Origin of the sequence: Acinetobacter sp. 3657, assembly GCF_031456775.1 — a bacterium.
GTDB lineage: Bacteria > Pseudomonadota > Gammaproteobacteria > Pseudomonadales > Moraxellaceae > Acinetobacter.
In genome coordinates, this window is record NZ_JAVDVH010000001.1 from 91,042 (window position 1) to 113,378 (window position 22,337).

Below are 22,337 nucleotides of genomic sequence, written 5' to 3' on the forward strand. Positions count from 1 at the left end.
TAAGAATTATCATTGTGTTCATTTCGTGATTGATGCTGCAAGACAGTTGCTAGATCAAGATTATTCAAAAAGCTTTATTGGTTTGACTGCATCGCTAAATGATTCCATTCAAACATCAAGACAGACAGTCATTCGCAATAAACACATAAAAGAGCCAACACATGGTTGTATTGTCCTCATGACAAGCCTTACGGGAAATAATCACGTAGGGCTTTTTTATTGTGGCAAGGTTTTGCACTTGAATGAATCGGGCACTCAATATTTATCACTAAACAGCATGAAATGTTTCTACACAAGGTTTAGATACTATGAGCCACTTACAGATTTATGAAGATCCGCTTGATGCAAGCACGATCACGATTGAGCAGACTGATAATGTTTTGCGTCGATTCTTAGAAATTAAAGCGAAATTTACACAAGCACGAATTTATAAAAATACGCCTTGTCATGAAAATGAAGTTACCCCAATTGATAAAGTCACTGCATTAAAATTGTTAGATGCTGGACCAGAGGATCAATTTCATATTGTTTGTCATGCTGGTGACATCATTTCAGCAGTGAACTATGTTGTCGTTAAAATATTTGGTTCTATTGTTAATGCACTCGTAAAAGTACCTACTCTCAATCAAACACAGGAACTTGGTTCAAGTAATAATGATTTAACCAGTCGTGAAAACAAGCAGCGGATTGGTCAACGTGTTGCGGACCCATTTGGAAAGATAAAATCTATTCCTGATCTGATTGCACCTAGCTTTGTTTATTATGTAAACAAGCAAGAAGTTGAAGAATCATTGATGTGTTTAGGTCGTGGTTATTATCACATTCAAGACATTAAAGATGGTGATACCACTTTATCTACAATTGCCGGATCAGCATGTTCAATCTATGAGCCAAATACCAGCATCATTGGTACACCACAAATCAAGATTGGTGAGGATTTTACAGATAATCCTTTGGTCGCAAAGATGTGCACAGCTATCAATGGCCAGTCCTTGATTGAGGGCAGTGAAGATATAACTAATTTGGATGTTGATTTTCAACTTACAGCACTTTATCCAAATCGCCTACAGACACTTAATCCTTCAGTTGATATGAGAGATTATTTTCAAATTGGCAATACTTTACTTCTCAATATGTCAGAGCTAGGTGTAGCGAATGCAAGCATATCAAGCGAATGTACTCCAAAAAGCACAGGCGAACTTCATATACAAACTACGCAATTGCTAGATAGTCTTAACTTTAAGACGCTACAAATTACATCACTTATTCTTGATGATCTGAATTTGGCTGGTGCTTATCAAATATCGAGCATAACCCAAGTTGTTGGTGGATATATCTGCAATTTAATTGATCCTGATTTAGTCAATTCTAATTGGTCGTTGATTGTAGATATTGATGAGAAGTCGGCATTTTTTTCTGGAATATTGCAAAACAATACTGATTCAATCGATCTTGGAGGAGAGTATCCTTCAGTTCTTGGTGTAGGTATTAACTACATTGATTTGGAGGTCCCAACAGCATTACAACCTGAGTGGGATCAATTGCAGGGCATTTCTATTAGTCAAACAGATATTAATCTCAGAAAAGTTGTATCAAGTTGGCTTGGTTGGTATTACATCGATTACAACGACATTGAAGAGCTGATTTTTAATGTTTATTTTCCACAGGGGTTAAGGCTTATTGGTTGGCGAGGGAATTATTACAATGAATGGGTTGGTTGGACCATTCAGTATCAAGAAGTAGTAAGTGGTATGCCAATTGGTCCTGTTTCTGAGCGTATTGAATGGGCATATGACAATACAATTTCAGGTTTTGGCGCATCAACCAGAATTAAACTAAGCCAAAAATTTCAAGACGGAGTGCGATTTAGGATTAAAAAAGAACCTGAAACATGGGCAAAGAATGTACAGCAACGATTTAGGGAGGCAAAACTAAAATCAGTGTACGCATGTTCAGTATCAAACAAGCTAACTTATGACGATGTCACGATCGTACGGACCAAAACCATCGGTACCAATGAAGCAACAAGCGTTAAAAACCGCATGTTGAACTGTATCGCCACACGTAAGCTTTTTACATATCGGACCGGCTTTAAGTCAGTGGAGAGAATGCCTACAAGTAATTTTGCAGATATCGTCTGTGCGATTACGACCGATGAATTGATAGGGCGTAGAGATATAAGCACGCTTGATTTCGCTAATCTCTATGCAGTGGCAGATGAGGTCGATGCCTATTTTGGTGTGCCGATTCAGTTTAACTACACATTTGATGATGCCAAGATGTCTTATGAAGAGACACTTACAACGATTGCGAATGCAGTGTTTTGTGATGCGCGCCGTGAATCAAACAAAGTTTTCTTTGTATTTGAAAAGCCGCAACAAGTGCCGACTTTATTGTTCAATCACAGGAATAAAAAACCTGAAAGCGAGAAGCGTTCTGTCAATTTTGGTGTAAACAAAGACTATGACGGGGTAAAACTCAAATGGGTCGATCCGACTGATTCTTGGTCTGAATCTGAAATCAAGTTGCCTAATGATAATGTGGCCAATGCGCGAGAGTTGGAAATTAAAGGTATTACCAATCTTCAGCAAGCGATGCTTTTAGCGCATCGAGCATTGAATAAGTTGAAATATCAGAAGAAGACCGTTGAATTTTCGGCTTATAGTGAAGCGGATCTCGTCACTCGGAATGACTTAATTCTTGTTGCTGATGATACGCGTCCGATGCTGATTAGTTCAGGATCTGTCATTGATCAAGATGGACTGTATTTAACTTTGTCACAGCCGTGTGTACTAGAACAAGATGAAAGTTATGTCGTTCATCTTCAATTGCCAAATGGCCAAGTGGACGTTGTTCAGGTGACACAAGGAGATAGTGAGCGAGAAGTCTTATTAGCACGTGCACCAACTTCGCAGCTTGTTATTGAGTACGAGGGGAATATCAGTTGTTCAACCTATCTGGTTACGACCGACACGTATAGCAAGCGAGATCTATTTTTGATTACTGAAAAGTCTGGTGGTGGTACTGAGTCTTCAATCACTGCAATAAACTACACTGATCAATATTATTTAAATGATAAAGATTATGTCTGAATCAATAGCCGCCGAAGCGCGGTTTTTTTACATCTGGAGAAATGAAAAATGGCAGAGCCTATGAGCAGCGGTGTTGGCGTCGCAACTGTAATTAAAGTTTATGGTATGTGGTTTTTGATGGCCATTGCGGCTATAGCGGTGGTTTTGGGTTATTTGGTAGTCATTATGACTCGAATGCCTCGTACACGCAGTGAATGGGTCGTGAGTTTAATCACTACGGTGGTGGGGAGTATCGCAGGTGGTGGATTCCTAATTCAGCATTTTGAACTACATGATTATCTTTTAACTTGGTCGGGTCTATGTGCAATAGGGGGCATTTTCTTTGCTGCAGGTTTGCCATTTTGGGCCATCATCCGTTGGTCATTCAACTATGTGAATGCTAGAGAGGATGCAACCATCTTCGACGTAGCTAAAGAAATGAAAGATTTCAAAGATAACTTTTGAAGGGTATCAAAAGGCATGTTGATGACCTCTATTAACATTCAAGTTAAAAAAACAAAGTTCTAATATAGAACTTATTATTGAACTTAACCATGAGGTCAAGCTTTTATGCCAGTTTCAAGCCATTCAAAGAATAAAGGTCTTAAAGATAAGATTAACCAAAAGTTAGCAAAAATATCTGGTGACTTATTGGGTGCGGTTACACCTGATAGACAGGAGTTGCTTCCTAAAGAATATGATTTGAGCCCACATACTGAATATAAGCGCTATGGAAGTACTCATTATGGCGTGATGATTCCTGATCTGCCTGAACCTTATCGATATCTGTCTTGGGCGTCTGTGATTGGTTATGTTGGTTTTCCAATAACTGACTCTGAGTATCAAATATCCAATAGAGGAAAAGGTGATACAGCTTCACTAGTGCATGGCACAGCCTTATCTTCAACTGAAGAGGCATTTAAGACTTACTCAATAATTGACGATATAGAATTTAGTAAAGATCCATTTTCGGTCAATTTTAAGAATGATACTTTTTTTAAAGAGTGTGAAGATGGATATCTTCTCACTACGAATAGAGATGATCTGCAGCTTGAGTTAAAACTGAAACCTACTAAAGCCGTTACTTGGTTTGCGTATAGTTCGCTGTATAAGCATTTTAGCGTGTTGATGCATTACGAAGGGCAAATGGTTCAAAAGGGTAAAATAGTAAAAATTAAAGGGCTTTGTACACTGGAGTCTTGGAAAGCCGTCGCAACTTCAATGCTAAAAAACCAGTTGCTTGTTAAACATATCCAAATTCCTGTAAAGGTCTTCAGTTATCAAGTAATCAACTTAGATGAAAATCAACAATTGTTACTTGCGTTCATATGTTATGAGAATCAACCTGTTTTAACCTCAGTTTATTACCGTCATATCGATGGCACTTCAATTCAATTTAATGGCGATGTGCTATTTGAAGTTACAAAGAATCAGACTGAACCTCAGATCACCCCTGATGGATACAGTATGAATGTACCCGACACATTTAAATGGGTTGCGCATCATAACGGTGAGAAGATTTTAGAGATCTTTGCCGAAGTAGATACGCCGTATTGCTATGGTCTAGCGGCAGGTTTTGTTAGTTCATACACGTGGCAAGGAATGTTTAAAGGCAATGATTTGCAAGGTAGAGGATACCTAGAGTTTATTGATAGAAGTTAATTAAATAATTTAGTGATTTAAACATCAGACCGCCAATTCAGGCGGTTTTTTATTACCTAAAGGAAAGTAAAAATGAACATCGAACAATATCTTAATGAATTGATTAAACGTGAAGGTGGGTATGTAAATAATCCTGCCGATCGAGGAGGAGCGACTAAGTTTGGGATCACCGAAGCGGTCGCACGTGCGAGTGGCTTTAAAGGTCACATGCGAGATCTACCATTGGATGTAGCCAAAGGCATTTATCGAAAACAGTATTGGATCTCGCCACGATTTGATCAAGTGAATACGATCAGTGCCGCCGTGGCTGAAGAACTACTCGACACAGGTGTGAACTGCGGGACGGGCTTTGCCAAGCCATTACTGCAACGTGCTTTAAATCTTTTGAACAATCAAGGTAAAGGAGGATGGCCAGATTTAGTAATTGATGGAATCTATGGTTCAGAAACGATGAATGCATTTACAACCTATCTCACAAAGCGCGGTAAAGAGGGTGAAAAGGTCTTAATCCGAGTGCTCAACATTATGCAAGGGCAGCGCTATATCGAAATATGCGAACGCAACCCTACACAGGAGCAGTTCTTTTATGGCTGGATCAACAATCGAATCGCATAACAAACTAATTCATCATTGCAAACGCTCATGGTCATCATTGATTGTGAGCGTTTTAGTTTTGTGCTTACTGTCAGGATGCTCAGCGCATACGATCAATAGCAATGTGCATGTTGGGATATGTGTAAAAGCCCTCTGATGAGGGCTTTATTCGTATCAATGGTCATTCAAGTTCTAGTTGATAGTCATCTTTGGTCACTTTAATTTTTAATTTTTTATATTTGCGTTTGTTTGGATTGACTGCGGAATTGTTTACTTCATCTGCAAAAGTCTTGTCTTTCATGAGGCTTGAATACGCTTTATATCCTAAAATAATCCGCGTGGGTTGGTATCCATTTCTATTTACATAGTATTCAATAGTTGAATTTAATTCATTTAGAAGACTTGTATCACTCATTTCAAAAATGCTTCACTTTTAAGAGTTCATTGAAGAATAGTGTAAATTAAGTAAAATATCTATATGAATTTAAACATTTTTATACGGGCTACCTGTCATAAAACTGTAATATTTCATGCTGAATTTTATTCATTGAACTGTGATCTAAAAAACTCTTAATTTTATAAAGGATTTTTGTACTCAGATTGCTGACATTACAATTGGCTAGTGAAAGCATGGCTTGATAACAATAAAATAAATAATCCAAAAAATCATGGTTTATCTACTATTTGAAATTGTGGTAAAGGTAAAATCAAAACTAATCACAAATGATTAGCTCTCTGGAATTTCATAATCTTTTGGCTTTCGCACATTCTTAACAAACCGTTCTTCCATTGCACCATACTTTTTAAAGTTTTCACGAGCTTGATTAAGTGAAGGGACGTTTGCACAACCAGCCCAATCATGATCCTCTGATTGAACAGGGTCATCCTCCCAGAAGCATACAGGGCAGATATCATATTCGCCGTTTGATGGTTCGCTTCTTGTTAAATAGCCGCAACATAAACACGGGTAGAGCATTATATTTCTCCAATCTTCCTTAACTATTTTTCTCAGGCTTTTCAGCAAAATTATAACTCAAATACACAACATTTTTGGGTTCAACCAAAGAGACATTCTTCTGTTCATCTATGACCGCACAAAGGGCAGAGCCACATAGGATGCGGTATTGTTTGAGATCAGTATCCATGCCAATAATTTTTACTAAGGGCTGTTTTTCCATATCCTTAAGTACAGTTTGACCAACAGCTTTTCCTTTTTGCTCAATATGGCTTAGAGAGAAAATAGCACCAAGAAATAGCATATAAATTATGATCGTTGTAAAAGTAAATACAGAATAGTTTCGTTCTCTTTCATCTTCTAAGCTCGTATTGTGAGGTTTAACTTCATGTGGAAGTCTGAGCTTAATTTTACTTCTCAATAAATTAACGATTTTTTGATCTATTTCTGCGGAAACAAAGATATATCTTGATACGTAGAATAGGGTACTAATAATAAAAAAGTATATCAAAGGCGCTTGCCCTTTAATAAATCCCCAATATATTTTGTCTTGTACACTAAAATTCAATACTAGAGGATCAACATAGAAAGGGCGAAGTAAGCCTCCTAAATAGGCTTGCCCTAAAGCAAATAAAAATATTGCTGTCAAAGTAACAATAATTGCTGTATCCAACGAAAAATTAAACTTCATTTTATTTCCTTATTTTTTCTTCTTCGGGCATTTCTTGCCATTTCCACCCGGCAAGCAATCACATGCTTGACCATCGCCGTCACGATCTAAGCTTTTCCATCCAGTTTGACCAGACTTTTTGCGTTTCTCATACCAAGCTTGTGCTTCTTTTTGAGTTCCAAAGTCAGCACATTTCTTTGCATAAACTTGAATAGTTGTGAACCCCAAAACTAAAATAAGTAAAATTTTCATAAATTATTTTAAAGTCATAATATTAGCCAAAGTCTAACAATACTTAAGTATTTTACTCAATGAATCTAGTGAAAAAGTCTTATAAAAGCTAGTTTAGTTGACAAACTCTTGAATAGGCCCGATTTTTTGGTTGACAAATCCTGTATTTAGTCCTAAATAGTGAAATTGAATTGATATGTAAGTTATCTTTCATTTGTTCTATAAGTTGAACATAATATAAACAACGAGACTTTAAAATAAACTGTAATGTCAAAAGTGGGTAAAAAGGGCAAATTAGCCCAACAAAATCTTGATCTGTATGATCCATCTGTTCAGCAAGAACAGGGTGGTGATCTTGATTTTGTTTTAAAAATCCACGATGGTCATTTACATGATTTAGAAATTTCTAGTGTTGCCAATTTGCTTTCTGCATTAGGTCAAATTGTAGGTATTAAACAAGCCAGTTTTAAAACCATTAAAGAAGGTTCTACTACGATTGCAGTTACTGTTCCGAATGATCTTAAAGCAACTGCGATCCTAAACGTAACCAAAGACACTGCAGCAAAACATAAGCAAGTTGCTCGCATACAAAAAGAATTGGGTAAGTATCATTTGCATGATGCCGAAATTTCATACGGCACTTTAAAAGAAGATGAAATTTACCAACCAAAAGAAATTTTATATGTCGTACCAGAACTAGAAACTGAAGAGGTTTTCACTCAAGAAGAATCTTTGGATGGGCGTTTAACTCGCCTGCAAAAAGGTCGTGACAAATCAGATCACATCACCATTATTTTGAATAATGGTGTGGAAATTCCTGCACAGTGTTCTAAGACATTATTAAAAGAATTACACCCATACTTTGATAAAGATACAAATTTAAGATTTGAAGGGGAAGCGACTTATTTATCGAAATCTAATACTTATCAATTGACGCTTAAGAAGTACATCATCAATAAGTTCCATGTCATTGAGGATGTCAGTTTAGAAGCGTGGATTGATGACTTTAGAGCAAAAGGTGCATCGAATTGGTCTAAATACGATGACCCGATAGCTGAGTGGCTGAAGGAGCGACAAGATTGATCATCTTAGATACGAATGCCTTAATTACTTTTCTTGATGGAGAAAAGTCTAGTTCGGAATATTACAATCTTATAGCTGCCTTAAGAGCTTTGTTGCATGAAACAATAGCATTGCCTATGCCTGTTATTTCTGAATTTATTGCGGGCGATGATAATGAAGATCGAGCTTTAAGTTTGATTAAGCCTGGTTCTAAATTTAAGAGTTTAGACTTTGATGCTAAAGCAGCTTTAGTTGCAGCAAAAATTTATAAAGATTATAGAGCTAGTTTAGCTAAGAGTAATCAGAGTCAAAGACCAAATCAAAAAATAAAAGTCGATTTACAAATATTAGGAATAGCAATTGCCAATCATGCCTCAATGATTGTTACACATGATAAGGGTATAAAAAAAATTGTAGATTGCTTAGGCCTACCAATTGTTGTTTTTGATTACATTGATAAAAGCTATTTTGAACAGATGGCTAGTGTAGAAGTTACGGAAAGTGATCGAGTTCAGTAAATTTTAGTTATATAAATAATTAACTAATAATAAATTAGGTGCTTGTGGGTTATAAAATGGAAAATTTGGGAAAAATAGTAGTAAAAAGGATAGATGTAAAAAGATTTCGTGCATTAGTTTCGCACTCACGACAACCTCACCTTCCTTTTATTTGTGAAGAGCTTGACTGGCTGGCAGATGATAATGAAATTGTTTTAGGCTGTCTGGTACAAGATAAAACGGATCTTGATTTTGGCGGTGTTATATTAGGTAGAGATGAAGAAGGTCGTTATAGATGTTTTGATGTAACTGCGAATATTGAAACAAAAGAAGAAGCACTTTCTTGGATTTGCAATACAATTAAATGGCATATTGGACAAAATCAAGAAATTTTCCCTCAAGGAGATGGTGGTAAAAAAAGTGATCTTTTCTCACCTGTGGTAACTATCGATAAACAGCATCCCTATTTTACTAGATTATCTAATGAAGAATCTTTTACTCCAGCTAAAACTGTTATTAATATTTTAATGGGGCACTATAGAGATATTGATGGAAACTTTGTTGAACAATTTCAGAGCACGGGGTTTGATGCAAGATTATGGGAGCTTTATTTAGATACGTATTTACATGAAGAAAATCTATTTTTGAACAGAGATCACTATGCTCCTGATTTTTTGGTGGAAAAGTATGGATACAAAGTGGCAATTGAAGCTGTGATAGTGGGACGAAAGCAAGATAACCAACCATCATTATTGAAAACTTTGCCTAAAGTACTAAGTCCATCATTAATTTTAGAAAAATGTAAAAATGAAATGCCAATTAAGTTTGGTAGTCCTCTATTTTCTAAATTAAAAAAAAGATATTGGGAAAAGGAGCATGTCAAAGGAAATCCATTGGTATTCGCAATAGCAGACTTTCACGATGATCAGTCTATGCAATGGTCAAGTAATGCTTTAATGCGATATTTATACGGATATTCAGTTGAAACTAGATTTGAGAATGGACAGTTTATACATTCAGCAGTAAAAATTGACAAACATCAATTAGGGAATAAAGTTATACCCTCAGGCTTTTTCTCTCAACCTGATACTGAACATATAAGCGCTATTTTATTTTCAGCGAGTGGAACTATCTCAAAGTTTAATAGAATTGGCAAACAAGCAGGCTTTGGATCACAAGATATTACAATGTTTCGTTTTGGTACTTGTCATAATCATGATGAGAGTGCGACTACACCTAGTTTCTTTCGATATCAAGTTACTAATAAATCAAATGAAACATGGGCTGAAGGGCTATCTATGTTTCATAATCCGAATGCTAAATATCCAGTGCCACGCGAACTTTTTCCATCGATAGCACATCATTATATTAAAGATGATAAAATGTATAGCTTCATACCAGATTTTCATCCATATTCTTCAATGACAATGAATTTTAAAATTAAAACGAAAAAATCTTAAATTACTTAACCCATTACGATGCTTTTTAACTATCTCATTGTAATGGGGATTTTACATAATTTTATATATTATCTATAATGATTTAAAACATATTCAGCAGCAACTATTCTTTTTCTGCAGTTTTTTAACAATTGCTCATATAGATTTTTTTTTGTGTAAAAATAATCAAAATTGTATTTTCTATATAAATAAGAATATAAGTTATATTGATGTTCGTATCTTAAACCTTCATTTACTGATGGCGTTATACCTGAAAATAAACTAAGTTCACCATATGCCATAGCTATTCTTAAATCATCATAATCTAGAGATTGATCGCCAATATTATTTTTGAACTTTATAAGTTCTTTTTTATTTTTAAATTTCAAAAAAATAGAACCATCATATCTCCAAGGGTTTTTATCATAATCTATCCTCCAAATATCTAAATATCCAGATTCTTTTAAAACATTTGTTATCTGTGAGTCATATTCATGATTTGAGATTAAAAAAGGAATAATTTCCTCTAAGGTTTGAATATCATTACTTAATAAAATTCTAATATCTGTAAGTAATTTATTTATAATACTTTCTTGAATATATAATGGGTTGTCAGATTTTGAAAACTCTATTTCTTCATCGGTCGCAAGTTTTATTACATTTTTTACCTCTTCAAAACACTTAGAAATAGATATTTCATGAGGAGTACAATAATTTGTATTGTTGACAATTCGTATATTTGAATTTTCAAATGATTGAGCAACGAGCCTTGAACAGAATTGTCTATTTTTTTGTCTCAATGCATTTGGTGTTAGAACACTTTTTGCAGCTTCAAATTTTGAATACTCCTTTCCATGTTCAGACCGTGCAAAAGTACAAATATTCTCAATTACTTGAGTATTGATATATTCTTTTTTTAATCTTAATACTTTTACATCTTTAGGGCTTTCAAATAATAACCTCTGAGGGTTACCACTATGAACTCCATGTAAGTCAGAATGCATATAAGAATTGCCTAGATAGAGAATTGCATGGGAAAAATCGCTTTTAGTAGCTTTTCGAATTCCTTTGCTGGATATAGTGGGTGCAGCAGTTAGTATTACATCTCCCGGCTGCATTAAATCTTGAAAACGTAAGATATATTTTTTAGTCTTTGTATCACCAGTCTTTTTTTTGTTTAGCATTTTAAAATCCAATTACGCTTCATCTTCAGGTTGATAATGATCTTCAACTCGTAACCATCCTAGACTTTTTTTTCCATTATCTACAACATCAATATGATTGTTACCTTTATAAACTACAACTTCTTTATTAAAAAATTTTAATGAATTCCAAAATGAAGAACCACTTAATACTTCAAGAGAAAGATCAATATCATCTCGAAGTTGCTCAAGTTCTTGTGTGTAATCTAGGCTAAGGTTGTTTAAAAGCTTGCCATAAACAACACGTTTTTTACCGTTTTTTAAATGAAATATCTTAACTTCTGAATGTGGGGGAGCTGAACTTTCATTTCTTAAAAAACTTTCTTCCAAGCGTGCAACAATATCCGCATTCATAGAGCGATTCAGTTCTTTGGCTGACTCTGCAATTTTATCTTTTAGTTCTTGCGGTAAACGCAAATTATAAGCAACACCTAAATGTTTACCCATGACATAGTCCTAATAAATTCTGTTGACATGGTATCAAGTGGACATATATATTTGCAATATGTCCAGTGGACATTATTTTAAAAAAATGCCCCGAAGAATCTTGGCGGATCGCGGGGCACTTACCAATACCTATGAGGATATTGATATGGCTAGTTTAGCACTAACTTTCCATGAAACAACTTTTAATATTTTAGAGTGTGATCACAAGCATGGATTACTTCTCGTGAGCTTGGTCAAGCTTTAGGATATGCGAGAGATGATGCAGTAAACAAAATATACGAGCGTAATTTAGATGAGTTCTCCTACCATATGTCCCGTAACGTCAAAATGACGTTGCAGGGTCAACAGCGAGAAGTTCGAGTTTTTTCATTACGTGGATGTCATTTGATTGCTATGTTTGCAAAGACAGCAGTCGCAAAAGAATTCCGAAAATGGGTTTTAGACATTTTGGATAGGGAAGTACAGCCTAAAACCAAGAACCATAAAACTGAACGTGTGGTTTTAAACGATGCAGTAAATATGCTTGTGGCGAAATCAAAACATCTTAACTTTTCCGATGCCTACAAGCTCGTTCACCAACGTTTTAGTGTGAAAGGCATAGATGAGATCTCACTTGATCAGATCCCTGTAGCGGTTGAATACGTCCATCATCTGATTGCTTTATTTAGCTATAGAGAACATAGAACGGCAGACATGAATACGATTGCTTTAGCACATTGCATGATTTGGTGTCGCCAGTGGTGGAAAGAGTACGGTGAAGCTATCCGTAAAATTAACCCGAATATTGCCTCATCCGTACACGACTATTTCATAGATGGTTCATTCGTCGCTTGGGGCTTTGTAGATGAATCTGAGAAAGCAGCATTACGCAGAAAGTTGGATGCTCATCAATGGAATTTAACCATAAATGAAAGGTTAAGATTACTGTAATTTTATCCCTGAATTTTATAGTGAAAACTTTCGTGTTTGATTAAAAAACGCTCGAAAAACTTTCGGGGAATGAATTTCTAAATGACTGATTTTATTGAAGTTAGGTAAGCAGTTTTTGACCTGATTTTTAGGTGAAAAAAGAGCATTATTTTATTAATATTCAATTGATTAGATCGATTTTGACGCAATCTTGACATCGTAGAGGTCAGCAGTTCGAGTCTGCTTATACCTACCAAGATTGAAAAAAGACTGTTAAGTCAAAGTTTATCAGTCTTTTTATTGCTTATTTTTTTAAATTTCAGTGATATTCCAAACCTCTTGACCCGAATTGAAAATGGTGATAATTTAAACAATACGGAAGTCATATACTATTTGGGATTCAAGAGCGATCTTGCCTAAATGAACAAAGATATGATAAACCCGTATACAACAGCTAACAACGAACGAAACGGTTCTGATCGTTTTTAAAAATGTTCAAGGTTGTAGAAAAGCCCGTAAATCGGGCTTTTTTAATGTCTACAACTTATAGTGGGTTATGGTAAATCAAACCAAATCATTTGGCTGTCTTGTAGTGCGGTAACAGTTGCAGTTTCATCAAACAGCAAAGCATCACCTGCTTTAACCAAATGATCAGCAATCATTACTTCACCCGAAATCACATGCACATAGTTTACTTTCTTCTGTGTTGCAATTTCTAAACGTTGATCTTTTTCAATTACCGCAGTTTTCACTTCAGCATCTTGACGAATCAACATGGGTGCAGATTCATCGCCAGCAATTAAATGCCATTGGTTTGGATGATCTTTAGGATTGAGCAGAATTTGCTGATAAGTTGGCTCAGCATCTTGCACATTGGGTTGAATCCAAATTTGTAATAAATGCACGGCTTTATCATGCTTATTCATTTCACTATGGGTCACACCCGTACCCGCACTCATTAACTGCCATTCACCCGCATTGATTTGTCCTTCATTTCCCATGCTGTCTTTATGTGAAATCGTACCATCAAGTACACAGGTTAAGATTTCCATGTTGTCATGGGGGTGAGTACCAAAACCATTATATGCTGCAACCGTATCGTCATTAATCACACGCAAGGCACTGACACCCATATATTTAGGGTCATACCAGCTACCAAATGAAAAACTATGATAAGTATCTAACCAGCCTGCTTTGACATGACCACGGTTTTCACTACGATGTAGATAAGCATTCATCTTGCATCTCCAAATTATTATGTTTTGCTTAAGCATAATATTATCGATTCATAATGATGCTAGATAGTGTTTTATTGCGACATATTGTTCTATAAATAGAATGATTTTGTTTTATGTATCTTTACTATGATTAATAAAAAAGGCTGAATGAATTATTCAGCCTTTTCAAGTGAGATAAATTTATTTATCAATCACTTATTTTGATTTATTTTCAAGTTGAGGAATCGCAGAACCTGAACCTTGCGCCACAGCGAGTAAACCAGATTCTGTATAAAGGCCGAGTTTAGCGCGAGTATCGGTAATATCTAGGTTACGCATGGTTAACTGACCAATACGATCCATCGGCGTAAACATAGAATCACCTTTCTCCATGGTTAAACGCTCAGCTTCATAAGTGAGGTTAGGAGATTCAGTGTTCATAATGGTGTAGTCGTTACCACGACGCAATTCTAAAGTCACAGTACCTGTAATTACTTTTGCAACCCAACGTTGAGCAGTTTCACGTAACATCAGTGCTTGTGAGTCAAACCAACGACCTTGGTACAATAAACGACCCAAACGTAAACCGTTAATACGGTATTGTTCGATGGTATCTTCGTTATGAATGCCCGTCACTAAACGCTCGTAAGCGATGTGTAATAATGCCATGCCCGGTGCTTCATAGATGCCACGAGATTTTGCTTCGATGATACGGTTTTCAATTTGGTCAGACATACCTAGACCATGACGGCCACCGATACGGTTGGCTTCTAAAATAAGCTCAACAGGATCATCAATACGTTTGCCATTCAAAGCAACAGGAGTACCCGCTTCAAAAGTCACGCTCACTTGTTCTGGCAGAACTTCGACATCATCTTTCCAGAACGCAACGCCCATGATTGGATCAACGATTTTAATACCAGCATCAAGATATTCTAAATCTTTAGCTTCGTGCGTCGCGCCCAACATGTTTGAATCAGTTGAGTAAGCTTTTTCTTTCGACATTTTATAGTCAAAGCCGTTGTCGATTAAGAATTGCGACATTTCGGCACGGCCGCCTAACTCATCAATAAAGTTTTGGTCTAACCAAGGCTTATAAATTTTTAAATCTGGGTTGGTCAACAAACCATAACGATAGAAACGTTCAATATCGTTACCTTTATAAGTAGAGCCATCACCCCAAATATTGACGTCATCTTCTTTCATTGCAGTTACAAGCATCGTACCTGTCACTGCACGACCTAACGGCGTGGTATTGAAATAAGGAACACCACCAGTGCTAATGTGGAATGCACCACATTGAATCGCAGCAATACCTTCTAAGGCAAGTTGTAAACGACAATCGATTAATCGAGCTTTGACTGCACCATAAGCTTCTGCTTTTTTTGGAATCGCATCATAGTCATCTTCATCAGGTTGACCTAAGTTTGCGGTATAAGCATAAGGCTCTGAGCCTTTCTGTTTCATCCACAATAAAGCCGCTGAAGTATCGAGACCACCAGAGAAGGCAATCCCAACTTTTTTGCCTACAGGTACGTGCTGCAAGATAGTTGCATTATCAGTCATTGCTTGTCCTAACGTTATAATAAGACCCCGAACAGGTGGTCTTGGATAATCAAAAATCGGAACTATTGTAACACTTTTCGTGCGTCATGGTTTTGTAAAATCGAGTTGATCTTAAGGAAAATTTAAACCTTTTTAGAGGTTACATTGCTTTAATCTTAATCGCAATTTTCCAGTGGCCCGCACCAAGCAAATCAGAACGCTAAAAAATGCGATATCCATTGGTTGTGAGGACAGATATTTTCATTTTTACAACTGGCGTATGTATTTTTTAAAATCGGAAGGATTAATTTGTTCAATCTTTAGTGGCAGCACACTTTTTGTCGATAGCCATTGCAGATCATCAATTTTAACAAAGTCATTTGAGAGCAGGGTGTAGACATAACCCACACGCTCCCAATCGACAGTACACCGATCTAGTTCCACGAACACTTGATCATTCTCAAGCTTAATCGCGAATCTAGCGTCTTTAGCTAGGCTGATATATTGAATTGAGAATAACTGAGCGATCAATTTATTTTCGATTGCATATATACCAAAAGCATTATCTTTTAGTCCATCGCCCACTGCTTGAGTGGGTTGCAGTCGTTCAAGATGTTGGGATGAACCGTGGAATAAATGTTTAGGTTTAATATGCATATTGATTTCTCGAAATCATCAACCTAAATTAGAGCGAATCATTTAAGCCGATCAATTGTTTTTCAATCGGGGTAAATACATGATCATGACGAGCGATCAGATATAAACCAATATTCCGATAGGGCTCAGGTGTTTCCATATAATATTGGATATTAAATTTTTTAATTAGAGATTTGGCAATCATCGAGACACCCATACCCAGTTGGCTAAAATGAACCAAGGCTTCATGGTCATAAATATGTGTTAACTCACCTTTGCTAAGTTGATAGTCTGCATAAATATTATTCAGTGTGGTGGCATAACAACATTCTTCTGAAGCAAGCAAAATATTTTGATGATTGAGGCAGTCCTCAAGATTATCGTGATTGATGACATTTTTACCAATGATCACCAGTTGATCATTGGCTTTTTGAATGTATTGAAGATTTTTTTGTGTGGGATGGCCGAGTACATAAGCAATATCGAGATTTCCTTGTAAAATCTCATCTTCAATAAAACCTGTAGCACCTGTTTTCATGGTGATAGAAAGGTCAGGGTAGGCGGAATAGAGCTGACTGAACGACGGATAAAAACGCATACCACCTAAGCTGGTATTGGTACCGAAACGTAAATAGTTCTCTTGCTGATACAGTTTATTTTCGGTTTCTTCCCATGTGAAAATCATTTTTTTATATTGAGTATATAAATTGATTCCTGACTCAGTCAGCTCAACACCTTTGGGCTTACGAATAAACAGCTGACGTTTATAATGATTTTCAATTTTTTTAATTTTAGCGGTCATATTAGACTGTAAATAATTAAGCTTATTTGCCGCAGCCGTAATGCTTTTTAGTTCAGCAACGGTGACAAATGATCTGATATCGTTAATGTCAATATTCACGCTCTATCCTCAATATGACAACTCATGCATTAGCGCGCTTGATAAACCCCTTGCGGAACTTCAATCGTTGCTCATTCCCCTGATGCGAGAAATACAGAGAGGGGTTGAATGCTTATGAAAGAACTCTATTTCCAAAAATGTAGAAGATTATTTTTCAAACTAACATTAAAAAAAATGATGTATACATTAAAACATAGCATTATTCATGATGTCATTTATTTTTTAAACTAGCCATACTTTCCATCTGTTGAGTAAAATGTGTGAATATTAGAGTCATCAGTGCAATCGCGTTGCTGTGTCTGGTTTGGGGATCGTTGTGGGGACTGGTTAAACATAGCTTACTGGTCTTTCCGCCATTCTTATTTATTTCTACGCGATTGATTCTTGCTGCTTTGACATTAATGGTGTTGCAATTCATTCTCAGAAAATCGATTTTGCCGAAACAGGGGGAATGGAGGTCATTGATCATTTCAAGTTTATTGATTTGTTTCGGATTCTATGCGACACAGACATTTGCGATGCAATTTGTTGACTCTGGTTTATCTGCTGTTCTGGTTTTTACCATGCCAATTTTTATTGGGGTTTTAGCGCATTATTTTTTAAATGAACGTTTAAATGCTCAGAAAATTTTGGGATTAGTGTTCGGTAGTTTGGGGCTGATCGCGATACTTTGGCCACAACTCCACCATTTACACATGAACGTATCCTTGATGGGGCAAGTACTTTTAATTGGCTCTGGCTTTTTTTGGGCTATGGCAACAGTCTATATCAAAAAGAATTTTGCTACTTATGACAAAGTAAAACTGACCATTTGGCAATTGTTGATGGGTGGCAGCGCGATTTTGATAGGCGCTTTAATCTTTGAACCGATTGATTTTAAAGTTTGGCTGAATCCTTTGAATGAGTCGATGCTTTTCTATATCGCAGTGATTGGGACAGGTTTTGCCTTTGTGTTATGGAATTGGATTGTGAGTCAGGTTGATACTTTTATTGCTTCAATTTCAATTATGTGTATTCCACTTTTAAGTCTGTTGTTTGGCTATTTAGTTTGGCATGAACCATTAACAGTCAATATTTTAATTGGCGCCGCGTTTATTTGTCTTGGCATTTTTATCAGTGCTTTGAAAATGAAAATATCGAAAAATCGTGCCATTACTTAATCGACCTGCATAAGGTCATTTCACTTTTTATCAAAAAAAAAGGTCATTTCACTTTTTATCAAAAAAATCAGTTATGTTGTACATGGCTGATTTTTATTTTAATTTATTCAAAGGATTGCATAAGCATTGTATGCATGAGATCCCATTCATAATGACTTACATCTCTTTATGTTTCTCCCATAGCGAGAATCAAAAAGGTATTTATGAAAGAGGTCTATTTGTAAGTCATTATTCTGTTTTGTTATTTAAATAAAAATTGTTGAGATCCTCGTGCAAAATTGACACTTTCAACACCGAAAATATGAAAAAGAGTCATCCCAAAATGCCAAAAAAGTATTAAAGTACTATGCAACAAGTTGCAAAGCCAAAAAATAGAGAAGGAATACCATGACTAGCTATGCAAATATTTTAAAACCATTACATTTAGGCTTTACCACCATTAAGAACCGTGTGGTGATGGGCTCTATGCACACAGGTTTGGAAGATCGTTTCTTTAATTACCCTAAACTTGCTGCTTATTTTGAAGAAAGAGCGAAGGGTGGTGTTGGCTTAATCATCACAGGTGGTATTTCTCCGAACCGTCAAGGCTGGTTGTTACCTGCTGGTGGTACGATGAACAGTTTGGTTGATATTCCGCATCATCGTCTGGTCACGCATGCTGTACATAAGCATGGCGCTAAAATTTTGATGCAAATTTTGCATTCGGGTCGTTATGGTTATCAGCCATTTGTGGTGTCTTCAAGTTCTGTGAAATCACCCATTTCACCGTTTAAACCACGTGGAATGAGCAATAAAAATATTTTAGATACCATCGATGATTATGCGCGTTGTGCCAGTTTAGCGAAGAAAGCAGGCTATGATGGCGTTGAAATTATGGGTTCGGAAGGATATTTACTGAATCAATTTTTAAGTCGTCATGTCAACCAACGTACTGATCGTTGGGGGGGAGATATTGAAAATCGCATGCGTTTTGCAGTGGAAATTGTTAAATCAATTCGTGCAAAAGTTGGCGAAAAATTCATTATTGCTTTCCGTCTTTCTCTACTAGATTTGGTTCATGACGGTAATACCATGCAAGAAGTTATTCTGGTTGCGAAAGCATTAGAGAAAGCTGGCGTTACGTTATTAAATACGGGGATTGGTTGGCATGAAGCACGTATTCCGACCATTGTGACTTCAGTTCCTCGTGCCGCATTTGTGGACTATACCGCATTTGTTAAACAGCACGTTTCTATTCCTGTGATCGCGTCAAACCGTATCAATATGCCTGATGTCGCAGAAGATATTATCGCTTCTGGTAAAGCCGATATGGTGCAAATGGCACGTCCATTTTTAGCAGATGCATATTGGGTCAATAAAACCGCGACCAATCGTGTTGATGAAATTAATACCTGTATTGCATGTAACCAAGCATGTTTAGATCATACTTTTAAAAATCAACGTGCAACTTGTTTAGTCAATCCTCGTGCTGCTTTTGAAACAGAGTTGGTCTATATCAAAACGCAAAAACCAAAACGTATCGCAGTTGTTGGCGGTGGTGTTGCGGGGATGTCAGCGGCAACTGTTGCGGCAAGTCGTGGACATGCTGTGACTTTGTTTGAAGCAAGTAACGATGTCGGTGGTCAGTTTAATTTGGCCAAAGTTGTTCCGGGTAAGGAAGAATTTCACGAAACCATTCGTTATTTTAAAGTACAGCTCAAACAAACAGGCGTTGATTTACGTTTGAATACCCAAGTCAGTCGTGAACAACTTGAGCGTGAAGGTTTTGATGAAGTGATTGTGGCAACGGGTGTTGTTCCTCGCGCTTTAAAAATCCAAGGTAGTAGCGCTCCACAAGTTTTATCTTATGCGGAAGTATTAAGAGGGGCAGAAGTTGGTCACAAAGTCGCAGTGATTGGTGCGGGGGGGATCGGTTTTGACGTATCGGAGTTTTTATTAAAACCAGCACATCAACCTCAGCCACAACCGCTTGCAGATTGGCAGCGTGAATGGGGTGTTGATCCAAACCCGAATTATATTTCTGAAGGTGGTATGCAGCGTCCAGAAGTTGAAATGCCTGTACGCCAAATCTTTTTATTGCAACGTAAGACTACCCCCCTTGGTATTGGCTTAGGCAAAACCTCAGGTTGGGTACATCGCGCACAATTGAAAAAACATGCTGTACGCATGCTTCGGGGCGTGCAATATAAAGCGGTAACGGATGAAGGTTTATGGGTTGAGCATAACGGACATGATCAGCTATTACGTGTTGATACGATTGTGGTTTGTGCTGGGCAAGAGTCGGTAAAAGATTTAATGCCTAAAGAGGGTGAACAGACTTTTGCAAACTATCATATTATCGGTGGCGCTAAGTTAGCTGCTGAACTTGATGCCAAGCGTGCGATTCGTGATGGCGCAGAGTTGGCTGCTCGACTTTAACAATTGATGAAACAATATGCATTTGAATACATTGCAGTTAAATATTCCTTGAATAAAGCAAACAAGCTTTGTATTCTTACGCACATGGAAGCGTGGCAGAGCGGTTTAATGCACCGGTCTTGAAAACCGACGAGGGTGTGAGTCCTCCGTGAGTTCGAATCTCACCGCTTCCGCCAAATATCTTAAAGGGAATCAAATACATAGTTTGATTCCCTTTTTCTTTGGCACAATTTTGGCACTATTCGAGATTTTAGCAATCTCTTCTTTGTTCTTATCTGAGTTCATCCATTTCGCATAACGCTTCATGAGCATCACCAAACTATGACCCAGCTGTGAAGCCACATAGACCGGATTGAGTCCATTCATTAAGCATACAGTCGCATAAGTATGACGAGTGTTATAGGCAGGGCGGTAGCGTATGCCGTTCGCTTTCAATGCAGCCACAAACTTTTCACTCAATGATTTTTGCGTAGTAAATTCCTCACCAGTCTCATCACAAATAAATACATGCTCGTATTTGAGATAGGTTAGTAATCTGAGTTGTTGGAATGCTTCGAAAGCAAAATCATTCAAATCTACAAATCTGGCTTTATTGGTTTTAGTAGTTTCCTGCTGGACGCCGTTCACACGACCTTTATTGATGTGAATCTGCTTATTCAAAAAGTCTACATCCTGCCAAGTGAGCGCGATAATTTCTGATGGACGGCAACCTGTCCAAAATGCCACCACAAAATACCAATACACAGTCGGATAGTCTGAAAGATATTTCTCTCTTAACCAGTTCAGTATTCTTTCTCGTTCAATCTCATTAAATGGATCAGGTTCAGCTTCCTGCGTTTTCTGATTCTTTAATCGATCACATGGATTCTTATCAATAACCTCATCATCATGGGCTAATTCGAATGCCCCACGTAAAGGAATGAGCGCATCATTTCGAGTCTTCGCTGATGACCATTCACGTCCATTAACGGCTGTACGCAACATTTGGCTGGTGATCGTATTAATTGGCATGTCAGCAAATAATGGCATCCACAGCCGTTCCAAAATTGATAGATATTTTTGCTTGGTGCCTTGCCTATGGTCAGCGAGGTTGTAGAGAAATTCTTGCGCATACTGGGCAAATGTTGGGCCATGTGACGCTGGCAATGATTCTTGCGCAGCGTCAGCTTTTTTGATGGGTTTGACCGTAACCGCTTCGATGTCTTCAATCTTTAAGATTCCGTACTTGGCCTTAGTTACAAAATCTTCTCTAATCTTAGCCGCCTTACTGAAGTTGGCTGGTGTGTCAGTGAGGTCGAGAGTGAACCACTCGCGCTTACTGTTCCATTTAAAGTTAATCTGTATTTTCCCCGATCTTGCTCTTGTGCCTTTTGGTAGACCAGCGCTGCTTGTTCGACCCATCTGTTATAACCTTTTATGCTATATAATATTTTACGATCAGACACTTTCACCCAGACTTTTCCTTCATCCCACTGTGGACGTAGATTTTTTAGGTTTGAGATCTGTTCGCCCGTCAATTCACAAAACTTTTCTGCGGTGACCCAATCCACCAGTTCAAAATGTTTATTCATTTTTGAACCTCCGCATTCTTATTCGAAAGTCTTGCTAAAGTTTGTGTATATCTAATAATGAATTTTATTAGATAAAGATCTTTAATCATTTTGACCTCTTCAATTTTTAATACAGTTGAAGAAAGCCTTGTTGTCTTAAAATCCTCGTTT

General features: G+C 37.0%; 21 protein-coding genes and 1 tRNA gene. 11 read left to right on the forward strand and 11 right to left on the reverse strand.

The window, feature by feature from the left end:
* Window positions 1-308: 308 nt before the first annotated feature.
* From J2Y37_RS00480 to J2Y37_RS00495, 4 genes are all read left to right on the forward strand, one after another.
* Entirely contained in the window at window positions 309-3,092 is a 2,784-nt protein-coding gene (locus J2Y37_RS00480) for a host specificity factor TipJ family phage tail protein (RefSeq protein ID WP_349031463.1), read from the forward strand.
* 48 nt (window positions 3,093-3,140) lie between these two features.
* On the forward strand, window positions 3,141-3,536 hold the full coding sequence (locus J2Y37_RS00485) for a hypothetical protein (RefSeq protein WP_349031464.1): 396 nt from the start codon (window positions 3,141-3,143) through the stop codon (window positions 3,534-3,536).
* Window positions 3,537-3,641: 105 nt separating this feature from the next.
* Window positions 3,642-4,733 carry a DUF6670 family protein gene (locus tag J2Y37_RS00490; RefSeq protein ID WP_349031465.1) on the forward strand — a complete coding sequence of 364 codons (1,092 nt, stop codon included), beginning with the start codon at window positions 3,642-3,644 and terminating at the stop codon, window positions 4,731-4,733.
* 72 nt (window positions 4,734-4,805) lie between these two features.
* Window positions 4,806-5,348 (forward strand): glycosyl hydrolase 108 family protein, encoded by a 543-nt coding sequence (locus tag J2Y37_RS00495; protein WP_349031466.1) that lies wholly within the window; start codon window positions 4,806-4,808, stop codon window positions 5,346-5,348.
* Between the two features lie 160 nt (window positions 5,349-5,508).
* On the opposite strand, the gene J2Y37_RS00500 is transcribed toward J2Y37_RS00495, so the two are convergent.
* The 4 genes from J2Y37_RS00500 to J2Y37_RS00515 all read right to left on the reverse strand — a co-directional run bounded on the left by J2Y37_RS00500 (window position 5,509) and on the right by J2Y37_RS00515 (window position 7,204).
* Window positions 5,509-5,742, reverse strand: coding sequence for a hypothetical protein (locus J2Y37_RS00500; protein WP_005196344.1), 234 nt, complete (start codon window positions 5,740-5,742; stop codon window positions 5,509-5,511).
* A gap of 312 nt (window positions 5,743-6,054) precedes the next feature.
* Window positions 6,055-6,303, reverse strand: coding sequence for a CPCC family cysteine-rich protein (locus tag J2Y37_RS00505; RefSeq protein WP_349031467.1), 249 nt, complete (start codon window positions 6,301-6,303; stop codon window positions 6,055-6,057).
* Window positions 6,304-6,322: 19 nt separating this feature from the next.
* A complete protein-coding gene (locus J2Y37_RS00510; protein ID WP_349031468.1) occupies window positions 6,323-6,973 on the reverse strand; it encodes a hypothetical protein in 651 nt (216 codons plus the stop codon).
* A gap of 9 nt (window positions 6,974-6,982) precedes the next feature.
* Entirely contained in the window at window positions 6,983-7,204 is a 222-nt protein-coding gene (locus tag J2Y37_RS00515; RefSeq protein WP_349031469.1) for an excalibur calcium-binding domain-containing protein, read from the reverse strand.
* A 246-nt stretch (window positions 7,205-7,450) separates the two neighbouring features.
* Between J2Y37_RS00515 and J2Y37_RS00520 the strand changes: the two genes are divergently transcribed.
* The 3 genes from J2Y37_RS00520 to J2Y37_RS00530 are packed head-to-tail and all read left to right on the forward strand — an operon-like array spanning window position 7,451 to window position 10,202.
* Entirely contained in the window at window positions 7,451-8,266 is an 816-nt protein-coding gene (locus tag J2Y37_RS00520; protein WP_349031470.1) for a hypothetical protein, read from the forward strand.
* The gene (locus J2Y37_RS00525) at window positions 8,263-8,763 is read left to right on the forward strand and encodes a type II toxin-antitoxin system VapC family toxin (protein ID WP_349031471.1); all 501 of its coding nucleotides are present in this window, start codon (window positions 8,263-8,265) and stop codon (window positions 8,761-8,763) included. The genes J2Y37_RS00520 and J2Y37_RS00525 overlap by 4 nt, the downstream gene beginning before the upstream one ends.
* Before the next feature lie 56 nt (window positions 8,764-8,819).
* A complete protein-coding gene (locus J2Y37_RS00530; RefSeq protein WP_349031472.1) occupies window positions 8,820-10,202 on the forward strand; it encodes a hypothetical protein in 1,383 nt (460 codons plus the stop codon).
* Between the two features lie 68 nt (window positions 10,203-10,270).
* Here the strand turns inward: J2Y37_RS00530 and J2Y37_RS00535 are convergent, their stop codons facing one another.
* Both J2Y37_RS00535 and J2Y37_RS00540 read right to left on the reverse strand, forming a co-directional pair.
* On the reverse strand, window positions 10,271-11,365 hold the full coding sequence (locus tag J2Y37_RS00535) for a YiiX/YebB-like N1pC/P60 family cysteine hydrolase (protein WP_349031473.1): 1,095 nt from the start codon (window positions 11,363-11,365) through the stop codon (window positions 10,271-10,273).
* Window positions 11,366-11,377: 12 nt separating this feature from the next.
* The gene (locus tag J2Y37_RS00540) at window positions 11,378-11,830 is read right to left on the reverse strand and encodes an Arc family DNA-binding protein (RefSeq protein ID WP_349031474.1); all 453 of its coding nucleotides are present in this window, start codon (window positions 11,828-11,830) and stop codon (window positions 11,378-11,380) included.
* Between the two features lie 213 nt (window positions 11,831-12,043).
* Here J2Y37_RS00540 and J2Y37_RS00545 point away from each other — a divergent pair, with 213 nt between their 5' ends.
* Window positions 12,044-12,760 (forward strand): BRO family protein, encoded by a 717-nt coding sequence (locus J2Y37_RS00545; protein WP_349031839.1) that lies wholly within the window; start codon window positions 12,044-12,046, stop codon window positions 12,758-12,760.
* Window positions 12,761-13,293: 533 nt separating this feature from the next.
* On the opposite strand, the gene J2Y37_RS00550 is transcribed toward J2Y37_RS00545, so the two are convergent.
* The 4 genes from J2Y37_RS00550 to J2Y37_RS00565 form a co-directional block, all read right to left on the reverse strand.
* Window positions 13,294-13,977 carry a pirin family protein gene (locus J2Y37_RS00550; protein WP_349031475.1) on the reverse strand — a complete coding sequence of 228 codons (684 nt, stop codon included), beginning with the start codon at window positions 13,975-13,977 and terminating at the stop codon, window positions 13,294-13,296.
* 195 nt (window positions 13,978-14,172) lie between these two features.
* A complete protein-coding gene (gene argG / locus J2Y37_RS00555; RefSeq protein ID WP_005196359.1) occupies window positions 14,173-15,522 on the reverse strand; it encodes an argininosuccinate synthase in 1,350 nt (449 codons plus the stop codon).
* Window positions 15,523-15,768: 246 nt separating this feature from the next.
* Entirely contained in the window at window positions 15,769-16,158 is a 390-nt protein-coding gene (locus J2Y37_RS00560) for a hypothetical protein (RefSeq protein WP_349031476.1), read from the reverse strand.
* 28 nt (window positions 16,159-16,186) lie between these two features.
* Entirely contained in the window at window positions 16,187-17,038 is an 852-nt protein-coding gene (locus tag J2Y37_RS00565; RefSeq protein WP_349031477.1) for a LysR family transcriptional regulator, read from the reverse strand.
* Between the two features lie 260 nt (window positions 17,039-17,298).
* Here J2Y37_RS00565 and J2Y37_RS00570 point away from each other — a divergent pair, with 260 nt between their 5' ends.
* From J2Y37_RS00570 to J2Y37_RS00580, 3 genes are all read left to right on the forward strand, one after another.
* Entirely contained in the window at window positions 17,299-18,198 is a 900-nt protein-coding gene (locus tag J2Y37_RS00570; RefSeq protein WP_349031478.1) for a DMT family transporter, read from the forward strand.
* A 387-nt stretch (window positions 18,199-18,585) separates the two neighbouring features.
* Window positions 18,586-20,616 (forward strand): NADPH-dependent 2,4-dienoyl-CoA reductase, encoded by a 2,031-nt coding sequence (locus tag J2Y37_RS00575; RefSeq protein ID WP_241324166.1) that lies wholly within the window; start codon window positions 18,586-18,588, stop codon window positions 20,614-20,616.
* An 86-nt stretch (window positions 20,617-20,702) separates the two neighbouring features.
* Window positions 20,703-20,792: transfer RNA gene (locus tag J2Y37_RS00580), tRNA-Ser, on the forward strand.
* Window positions 20,793-20,808: 16 nt separating this feature from the next.
* On the opposite strand, the gene J2Y37_RS00585 is transcribed toward J2Y37_RS00580, so the two are convergent.
* The gene (locus J2Y37_RS00585; RefSeq protein WP_349031479.1) at window positions 20,809-22,017 is read right to left on the reverse strand and encodes a tyrosine-type recombinase/integrase; all 1,209 of its coding nucleotides are present in this window, start codon (window positions 22,015-22,017) and stop codon (window positions 20,809-20,811) included.
* Between the last annotated feature and the right edge of the window lie 320 nt (window positions 22,018-22,337).